We start from the raw sequence: 10,813 nt of genomic DNA, 5'->3' as shown, positions 1-10,813 counted from the left end.
CCCCCGCTTTTTTAATGGAATCCGAGTAAGTCGGTTATACTTTTAAATGCTTCCTCGGTCAGCTCGCGATCATCAAAGTCGCTGACGGTTTTTTCTGATTCAGTCTTGCTGAGGCAATGGTTTATCAGCTTTCTGAGATAGTACTGGCAATCTTGGGAAAGCCGTTCAATTGTTTCTTTCTGAAAACGATCTGTTTCATATGTCATGTTTACGGTCAACCTGCCTTCAGCTATGAGTGCGCTGATGTCCAGCGACTGTTCACGCTTCCAGGTGCTGGAGATATCCTCACCGCCCCCCAAAGGCGAAAATGTAAACGCATCAAGCTGTTCTGTTTCGGTTTGCGCCCGATCTGCGATGTCAAATTGCCCAAGATAGTTAAAGCAGATATCGGGTGCTTTGCCGAATTCGATCTTTGCTTTTTCGGGAGATGTCATATATTTAAGAACGCCGTATCCAAATCCTTTGTCAGGTATCCGTCTTAACGTGTCTTTTGTTATTTTTAATGTGCGGATCATATATTCTTCATGATTTTCAGCCCATGTATTCGGTTCAAGTTGAAGCAAGACTGGATATATGGCGGTAAACCACCCTACGGTTCGGCTGATATCGTGATGTGCCGCCTCAGATTGACGGCCGTGCCCTTCGAGCGCGATTTTTAGCGCCGGCTGCGGCGCCCATTGCTGAATAGCGAGTACGGCTGACGCCAAAAGCAGGTCTTGGGTATCCGTATTATAAGCTTTGTGCACATCTTTTAGGAGAGCGTCTGTTTCTTGTTGAGCTAAAGTAAATGATAGGGTGTCCCGTTTTTTCAAAACGGATTTGTCGATATGTGTCTGCTCTTTTGGCAGTTCAACTGTTTCGTGTTGTTCGATGGCGCGCCAATAGTCTGCTTGCTGTAATAGTCGCCGGCTTTCAGCATATTTGGCTAATTGTTCGGTATATGTTTGGAATGATGCGGTTTTTGGCGGGAGTACTATGTCATCTCCGCGAATCGCCTGCTCATAGCCGGATGCCAAGTCTTCCAGGATAATCCTCCATGATATGCCGTCGACAGCCAGGTGATGGATAGAAAGAAATAAGTCATCCCCTTCGCTTGAGCGGAAAAGCCCAGCTTGCACCAGCGGTCCGTTTTCCAAGTCCATTGCTTTTTGCAGCTCACGAACCTGGTGTTTGATGATGTGTTCATTGTCTTTTGATGCGCCGGTCAGATTGAAGATTCGCAGGTTGTAAAGCTGGTCCTCCCCGATGTTCGCCGGACGATTGTACAGGCGCAAGTTCCCTTGTTCATCTTTGGCGCATATCAGCCGCAGTGCATCGTGATGGACGGTTATCGCTTTTAACGTTTTTCTCAATGCTTCTTCATCTAACGGATTTGTCCGATGCAGCATAACCGATTGATTAAAATGGTGCGCATCTTTCATATCTTGAGACAGGAACCATTTTTGCACCGGTGACCACATGACCTCGCCTTCTACAGATGCTTGGCTGATCGGTTGTTGAGATAAACGAACATAGGGCGCCAGTTCTTGAATGGTCGGATGGCTGAAGATATCTTTTACGGCCAGTTGTTTTCCTGATTGATGCAATCTCGCCGATACTTGCAATGCCTTAATGGAATCTCCGCCAAGCTCAAAAAATGATTCATCAATTCCGATCTTGTCCACACCGAGCACCCCGCACCAGATGGCAGCCAATTCTTTTTCAATATCTGTAGTCGGAGCCGTAAATGTTTGCCTAGTCTCTTCCTTGTGCGGGATCTTTGCAAGTGCGGGCTTATTCAGCTTCCCGTTTGGCATGGTAGGCAATGCATCAAGCGTTTGAAAAAACGCCGGAACCATGTAAGCCGGCACTTTTTTTGCCAACGCTCTCTGCACCATGCCACAATCTGTGCCGTTTTCAACAACGAGATAAGCGCACAGTTCCTTATGACCCGCTGCGGTAACGGAATCCACCACTGCCGCTTCTTTTACTCCCGCAAGGCCGGAGAGTGCCGCTTCGACTTCTTTTATCTCTATCCGGTGGCCTCTGATTTTGACTTGTTCATCCATCCTGCCGACATACTGCAATGTGCCGTCCGGCAGCCATTTCGCCAAATCACCCGTCCGATACATGCGCTGATCTGGATGGAACGGATCTTGAACGAAAGCTTGAGCCGTTTGCTCAGGAAGATTGATATAACCTCTTGCAAGCCCCGGTCCTGTAATGCAAAGTTCTCCGGTGACACCGATAGGCTGCAAGTGATCTCCTTTTAAAATATAAACATTTGTATAAGCAATCGGCCGGCCGATCGTGACGTTTTCCTGTCGTTTTAATCTTCTGGCCGCCGTGGCCGTGATGCTGCTTTCTGTCGGTCCGTATTCATTGGAAATTTCTATGTCAGGGCGGAGCGAGAAACTGCGCTCCAGCAAATTCCGTTCAATCGCTTCGCCCCCTAATGTGACAAGCCGCAGTGTTTGCACATCTTCCGGCTGCAATACGTCAAGCAGTGTCCGGTACAGAATCGGAACGAGATTCATATGCGTAATGCCGTAATGGGCCAGGTATTGTTTAATAGCGAGAATGTCTTTCGCTTCTTCTTCAGCCGGGATAACGGTTTGCACTCCTGATATAAGCGGTGCAAACATACTTGTGACAAATGCGTCAAAGGAAAATGAGGAAAGCTGAAGTACGATATCCTGATCATGAAATTCATAAAAAGCACTGCGCCACTGAACTGTATAAGCGACTCCTCTGTGTTCCACCATGACGCCTTTTGGCTTGCCCGTCGTACCTGATGTATAAATGATATAGGCCAAATCATCAGGTCCAGAAGCAGATAGAATAGGTGCGGTGTCCTGTTCCCGTACATCTTCAATCAGAAGCACTTCGCCTTTAAAACCATCAGGTACTTGATGAATTGCCTTTTTATCGGTGATCAGCAGTTTTGCTCCGCTGTCGGCTAATACATATTGTTTGCGCTCGTCCGGATATCCAAGATCAATCGGGACATAGGCGCCCCCTGCTTTCCAGGTTCCGAGAACGGCTGCGATCAAGCCTGTTGATTTGGGAATCATAATACCCACAGCGATATCCGGACCAATTCCGCGATCTTGCAATGTTCTCGCTATTTTGTTTGACCATTCATCTAATTCTTGATATGTGAGCACCCCTTCACGAGTGATGAGTGCAGTTGCACTCGGCGATTTTGCTGCCTGGCGGGCGAATAATTCGTGAACGGTTATGTTAGGGCGATGTTGTTCCGGCATCCTGTTGAAATTTGTCTTCAGCAGCTGTTGTTCTTTAGCTGTCAGCATGCTGATCGCCTGCAGCGCTGTCTGCGGCGCATGGACAATATGCTGAAGCATTGTCATGAAATGAGATGTCCAGCGTTCGATCGTTTCTTGTTTAAACAAGGATGATGCATATTCAAATCGAAAATGTATGCGTTCATCCCCTTCTGAAACTTGCAGTGTCAGATCAAACTTCGACACGGTCTGAGACATATCGGCAGGCTGAATATGCAAACCATCCAGGAAAAGCTCTTGATGTTCCATATTTTGTACGACAAGCATCGCGTCAAACAGCGGATTACGGCTCATATCACGAACGACGTCGAGCCGGTCGACAAGCTCCTCAAACGGATAATCCTGATGTTCGAATGCCTCAAGCGCCGTTTGGCGGACCTCCCTTAAGAAATCGCTGAAACGTTTATTTTCTGTCGGATGCGTTCTGATTGCCAATGTGTTGACAAACATGCCGATAACAGGCTCTAAGTCTTTGTGCGGCCGCCCGGCGATCGGCGAACCGATGACGATGTCTTCCTGTCCGCTGAGACGGGCAAGGAGTGTGCTGTAGGCGGCAAGAAGAACCATATAAAGGGTACAGCCGTTCTCGCGGGCGATCTCGTAAAGGCCTGCTGAAGTGTCCGCATCAAGTGAAAAGGACACATGATCCCCGGCAAAGCTCCGCACCGCCGGACGGGCGTTGTCAGCCGGAAGCTCCAGCACCGGCAGCTCTCCGTCGAGCTGCTTCAGCCAATAGGCCTCCTCGCTTTGATACCTCTCCTCTTGTTTGAATGCCTGCTGCCAGACGGCGTAGTCTTTATATTGAATCCGCAGCGGGGCCAGCGTCCGGTTGGCGTACAGCTCACAGAACTCGCGGATGAGCGTGTTCACGGACACCCCGTCTGAAATAATGTGATGCATGTCCACCAATAACAGGTGGCGCTCCTCCGCTTCCTCCACAAGACCGGCACGGAAAAGCGGCGCTTCTTGAAGCTTGAACGGACGGACAAAGTCTTCAGCCGACTCCTCCTCTATGAGCTGAAACGGAACATCGTCATGGATACGCTGGACAGGCTCGCCGTCTGCGCCTGTTTCAAAGGAGGTCCTGAGTGATTCGTGGCGCCTGATCAGCTCTCGAAAAACCGCATTAAGCCGCGCGCGGTCGAGCGGTCCTGTCAGCTTAAGCGCCGCCGGCATATTGTAGCCGACACCGCCGTCTTCCAGCTGCTGGAGCACATACATCCGCTTTTGTGCCGAGGACACCGGATATGTGTTCTGCTTTTCCGCCGGTTCAATCGCTGCATAAGGGCTCTCATCCAATTCCTGAATGACGGCTGCGAGCTCTTCCAGTGTCGGCCTGGCGAAGATCTCTTTCAGCGGCACCTGCACGCCAAACACCTTGGCGATGCGGGAGACGAGCGCTGTCGCCTTCAGCGAATGGCCTCCCCGTTCGAAAAAGTGATCGTGAATGCCGATAGGACCGTTTTTCAGCACCTCTTCCCAAAGCTTGGCAAGCTTCATTTCCGTGATGTTTCGCGGTGCGGTGTAAGCGCGGCGCCCAGCCGCTTCACGAGGAGCGGGCAGCGCTTTGCGGTCAAGCTTTCCGCTCGGTGTGACAGGCCACTCTTTCATCTCGATAAAGGATGAAGGCATCATATAGGCCGGCAGACGCTCGGTCAGCTCCATCCGCACGGTCTGTTGATCTTGACCTTCAATATAGGCGTAAAGCTCGGTTTCAGCACCTTCTGACCGGGCAACAACCGCCGCTTCCCGCACACCGTCGATCTGTCGAAGCGCCGCTTCGACTTCTCCCGGTTCGATTCGGTAGCCGCGGATTTTCACTTGGCCGTCCGTGCGGCCCAGCCATTCAACGGTGCCATCCGGAAGCCACCTCGCCAGATCTCCTGTTTGATACATGCGTTCCCCTGGATAAAACGGATCATCGAGAAACCGTTCTTCTGTCAGCTCCGGACGATTCAAGTAGCCCCTTGCGACACCCGCTCCTGCGATATAGAGTTCTCCTCGGCAGCCGAACGGCAGGAGCTGCCGCTTTTTATTTAAAATATACAGTCTCATATTGTGTCCTGAACGGCCGATCGGGACATGGTGAAGCACTTTCCTTTTAGGGACGTCAAAGTATGCCGCTTCTACCGTCGCTTCCGTCGGCCCATAGGAATTTGTCAATTCCGTCCCCGGAAGAAGCTCATGAAAACGGGAGACGAGGTGCGCCCCCAGCTGCTCGCCGCCTGCAAAAACTCTTTTTAAATGTCTGATGTTGGCCGGTTTATTTCTATTATTGATATATTCCAAGAATGAGTGAAGCATAGAAGGGACAAAATGAGCCGCTGTCATTCGCTTTTCCTCCAGCGCTTTCAAGATGATTTCAGGATCTTTTTCCCCTCCTTGAGGAAGCAGATAGACAGAAGCCCCAGCAAACGGCCACCAGAACAGCTCCCATATTGAAGCATCAAATGAGTAAGACGTTTTATGCAGAATGATGTCCGAGTCGATAAGGGAGTAGCGGGTTTGCAGCGAATATAAAAAGTTGACCGCGGAACGGTGTTCAACCTGCACGCCTTTTGGGCGTCCCGTTGAGCCGGATGTATAGATGATATAGGCTAAGGCATCGGGCGGCACCGGCAAATTCGGATTGGATACCGCTTCCCTGTGGCTTTTACAGCTGTCATCGAGCGGTAAAATGGTTCCCTCAAACATCGATGCTTCGGCAAGATCAGATGACGCAAGCAGGATCTTTGCGCCGCTGTCCCTCATTAAAAAACGGATCCGTTCCTTTGGATAGTCCGGGTCGATCGGCAAATAAGCAGCTCCCGCTTTTAAAATGCCATAAATCCCGATCAGCATCTCTGGTGAACGTCTCCCCATTATGGCAATCACATCTTCCTGTTGAATACCGCGGTCTATCAGCTTCCAAGCGATTTGATTGGCTCGTTCATTCAGTTCTTTATAAGTGATAGAGATGCCATCCGCCAAAACGGCCGGGCGATCAGGCGTCTTTTCCGCCTGCTGCTCGAGCTGATCATGAAGCAACTGATCCAGTGGGAAATCGATTTTTTTCATCGGGCTGAAGTTTTGCAGAAGTGCGGTTTCTTCCTCTTTCGAAAGTATGGACAAATGGTCCAGCTCCAGCTCAGGATGATGTGCAGCGTTTTTGGCCAGAGTTTTAAAAAAATCGGCCCATCTTTGAATCGTTTCCCGTTCAAACAAATCTGTACTGTATTCAAACTGACAGTATAATTGTCCGCCGCTTTCGGCCATGTACAGTGACAGGTCGAATTTAGAAACCGGGTGGCTGATATCTTTCTGCCGAAGCTCAAGCCCCTCCATCGACAATTGTTGCCGCTCCATATTTTGCAGCGCAAACGTTGTGTCAAAGAGCGGGTTTCTGCTCATCTCCCGCTGAACACCGAGACGGTCAACCAGCTCCTCTAACGGATAATCCTGATGTTCATAGGCTTCTAGTGCTGTTTCTCGAATGTCCTGCAAATATTGTTTGAAAGATATTCCGCTCACCGGACGTGTTCGCAGAGCCAGTGTATTCACAAACATTCCGAGCACGGATTCAAGATCAGCATGCGGTCTGCCAGCGATCGGCGAACCGACGATGATATCTTCCTGCCCGCTTAGCCGTGACAATAAAACGGTGTATATCCCAAGAAGCGTCATATACAGTGTGCACCTGTTTTCTCCTGCGAGCTGTTGTAAACGTGATGTAAGCTCTCGACTGATCACAAACGGAACCCTGTCACCTGCAAAGCTTTTTGCCGCGGGACGCGGTTTGTCCGTCGGCAATTCGAGCACTGGCAGCTCCCCGGCCAGTTGTTTGAGCCAATACGATTCTTGCCGCTTGTATATGTCGCTTGTTTTGAATGTTTCTTGCCATGCGGCATAGTCTTTGTATTGAATGCGTAACGGGGCCGGTTCATGTCCTTTATACAGCTCGCTGAATTCCCGCATGAGCAAATGGATGGAGACACCGTCTGAAATAATATGGTGCATGTCCACTAAAAGCAGATACCGTCCTTTTTCAACTGTCACAAAGCCTGCCCTGAAAAGCGGAGCCTTTCCAAGATCAAACGGCCGGATAAATGATTCAGATGAAGATTCGCTTAGAAATTCAAATGGCACCTTTTCATGAATCCGCTGCACCGGCTCGCCGTCTTCTCCTGTTTCGAATGATGTCCTAAGGGGCTCATGGCGGCGGATCAGTTCTCGAAATACAGCTTCCACCCGATGCCGATCGAACTCGCCTGTCAGCTCCAAAACGGCCGGAATGTTGTAGCTGATTCCACCGCTATCAAGCTGGTGCAGAACATACATCCGTTTTTGTGCGGAAGAAACCGGATATGTCTCCTTCGTCTGTACTTGCTGAATCGAGGCAAACGGGTTTTCCTCCGCTTCACTGATGACAGTTGCCAACCCTTCCACGGTCGGATGGGCAAAGACATCTCTTAATGGAATCTGAACGTTCCATTCTTTGGCGATGCGAGAGATGAGCGATGTTGCTTTTAAAGAATGGCCCCCCAGTTCAAAAAAGTTGTCGCGAATGCCGACCGGGCCCCTTTTCAATACATCTTCCCAAAGCTGCGAAAGCTTGAGTTCGTTCAAATTGCGCGGTGCGGCGTATGACTGATGTGAAGCGGATGATGTTGGTTCTGGGAGGGCGCTTTTGTCGACTTTTCCATTTACGGTAAGCGGAATCGCTGGCACAGCAGTCCATTTTACTGGCATCATGTAGTCGGGGATGACGTCGGCCAAATCGTGACGCAATGCAGAAGGATCGATAGGTTTTCGCGTGCTGTAGTATGCGCACAATTCATGTTCCCCTTCACTGTCTTTTTGAACCAGGACAACCGCTTCCTTAACGGCAGGATGATTCGCCAATGTCACCTCAATTTCCTTCGGTTCGACCCGGTAGCCCCTGATTTTCACTTGATCATCAGTCCGGCCGATATAGTCCATTTGTCCGTCTGTGCGAAGCCTTGCTATATCTCCTGTTCGATACATGACGGCTCCCGCTCTAAACGGATCGGGCAAAAACTTCTGTTTTGTCAAGGCTGGATTGTTGACATATCCTCTCCCGACGCTCGCGCCGGATATATAAAGCTCACCCGCTACACCGCGAGGCTGAAGCCGTTTGTTTTTGTCAAGGATATACATGGCGTTATGGCTGATCGGTTTACCGATCGGCGGAGAATCCGGAATGTCGCCCTCAGGATGAATGGTGCTTGTCGAGACGACATGGGTTTCTGCCGGCCCGTAATGATTATGCAAGCGTATTCTGTTCCGCTTTAGCAATGTCTTAAAAATGTGAGAGACCGTCAATTGCTCTCCCGCTGTAATGACATGCTTCACACAGTTTGGAAAATTGTTCGCATAGTGTTCCTCGTTAAAAAGCATTTTCACAAAAGCCGTCGGGAAAAAGACGACTTCTATTTGCTGCGCATTGATCAACAAAAACAACTGAGCTGGGTCGCGCTTGATTGATTCAGGCACGATGCAAAGCGTGCCGCCGCTAAGCAAGGTTGTAAACAGTTCTTGGTAGCAGACGTCAAACGCACAAGATGCATACTGGAGCACATTTGTTTTGAAATCAATACATGCGTTTTCAAATTGGTCATCAAGCAAATTGGCCATATTTCGATGTTCAAATAAAACACCCTTCGGTTTCCCCGTTGTTCCAGATGTATACATGATGTAAAGCAAATCCTCCGCTGTGTTTACTGTCTCAACATTGCTTCCGTCTCTTTCCGCAACTGCTTCTTCCATGAATGTCACACATTGCTCTGTTTCGACTGACTTTACAACAGCCGCCAAATGACGCTGCGATACAATGTGCTGACAGCCGCTGTTTTCTATACAATAGCGAATGCGTTCGACGGGATGGCTCAGGTCAATCGGAACAAAAGCCGCACCCGCTTTTATTATGCCGAGGACTCCCGCCGCTAAAGCCGGAGATCGTTCGACAATGATCGCCACCGGCTCCTGGCGTTTGACACCCCGTTTACGGAGAATGCGCGCAAGTTTGTTGGCCGTTTCATTCAGCTCTTTATAGGTGATGGACTGCCCTTCATAGTGAATTGCTTTTTCATCAGGCGATTGTGCCGCCTGACGTTCGAACATAGACTGAATCGTTTCATATTCGCGCTGCTTTGTCTCTATTTTCAACGTGCTGAGCAGATCTTCTTGTTCCTGTGGTGTTGTGATCGTCAATTCCTCCGGGGTCAAATTCGGATTTTGCAGCACTTGTGCGATAATATGCTGCAAGTGGCCTTTGACACTTTCGATGAAAGAACGTTCATGGATACCGGAATCAAATCTCATTTTGAGATGTATGTCTTCACCTGGTGCCACCATTAGATAAAAGCTGTAGTTGGTCTCGTCTTCCATGTTGAAATCATGAATGTGAAACAGATCCTCTGCATCTTGTCCGTTGTTCAGCAGTGCGATTTCTTTTTCGACAGGATAATTTTCAAAAACAAGAATATGGTCGATTAAGCCTTGTTTGACGGCAGATCCCGCCTGTATCTCATAGAGCGGGTGGTAGCTGTACGGCTGCCCATTGAGCGCATCTTTTTGCACTTGTTTGATCAGTTTCACAAAAGGGGTTTTTGTTCCGGTAATCCGCACCGGCACCGTGTTAATGAAAAGGCCGATCATCCGCTCTATCCCTGCAATTTCAGACGGCCTTCCGGAAATAACCGAACCGAAAACCGCATCATCCGTCTGGTTATAAGCTTGAAGCAAAATTCCCCAAAGCGTGTGAAAAATGGTGCTCAGTGTGACCTCTTCCTTTGCGGCCAGCTCTTTCAGCTTGGCTGTATCTGTTTTTGAAAGGGAAAAGGTGACTTCTTCTTGACTGTTTTTGGCGCCCGCTGTTTTTTGCTTCGGCAGCCCGCTCTGCTGGTCAAATCCTTCAAGATAACAATCCCAGTATCGGGCGGCTGCATCTTTCTCCTGCTCCATCAGCCATTGAATATAAGTCCCGTATGGAACAGCAGGCTCAAGCTTTAATGGCGTTTGGCGCAAAAGGGAAGCGTATATATGGAAAAACTCCTTCAGGACAATCCCGAGGCACCAGCCGTCCATTATGATGTGATGGAAGCTCCATATGCATGTAAATTCGCGTTCACCCGTTTTGAGAAGGATGACGCGCATTAGTCCATCTTTTTGCAGATGAAACCCTTTGGCTCTGTCTGTTTTTTTGACGTCATCGATAAATGCGAGCTGGCCGGATCGGTCCAAATGAATCAGATCTTTTTCTTCTACGGTGATCGTCCGTTCTTTTAAGACGACCTGCTGTGGAACGGATACATTTTGGCTGACAAAAATCGTTCTGAAAATATCGTGCCGGGCACAAAGAACAGCAATGCTTTTCTGAAAAATTTCTGTGTCAACCTTTCCTGTCATTGAAAATGAGGCCTGTTCGACGTATGCCTGTGAGTCCTTTTCGAGAAGGGTGTGAAATAGCATGCCTTCCTGCATATAAGAAAGCGGATAAATATCCTGAATCTCATGCTTTTTTGTCATAT

The 10,813-nt window shown here is 49.1% G+C and carries 1 protein-coding gene; it reads right to left on the bottom strand.

What is annotated here, in order from left to right; genetic code table 11:
• Positions 1 to 11: 11 nt before the first annotated feature.
• Positions 12 to 10,811 (bottom strand): non-ribosomal peptide synthetase, encoded by a 10,800-nt coding sequence (locus AB447_RS11020; protein WP_057957563.1) that lies wholly within the window; start codon positions 10,809 to 10,811, stop codon positions 12 to 14.
• Between the last annotated feature and the right edge of the window lie 2 nt (positions 10,812 to 10,813).

This window comes from Bacillus glycinifermentans, assembly GCF_001042475.2.
In the GTDB taxonomy this organism is placed as follows: Bacteria; Bacillota; Bacilli; order Bacillales; family Bacillaceae; genus Bacillus; species Bacillus glycinifermentans.
This window is presented reverse-complemented; position numbering and strand designations above follow the sequence as displayed.

What these genes read in the sequence shown, in the direction of transcription:
- AB447_RS11020 (WP_057957563.1), bottom strand. Translation starts at nt 10,811, where the DNA reads ATGACAAAAAAGCATGAGATTCAGGATATTTATCCGCTTTCTTATATG.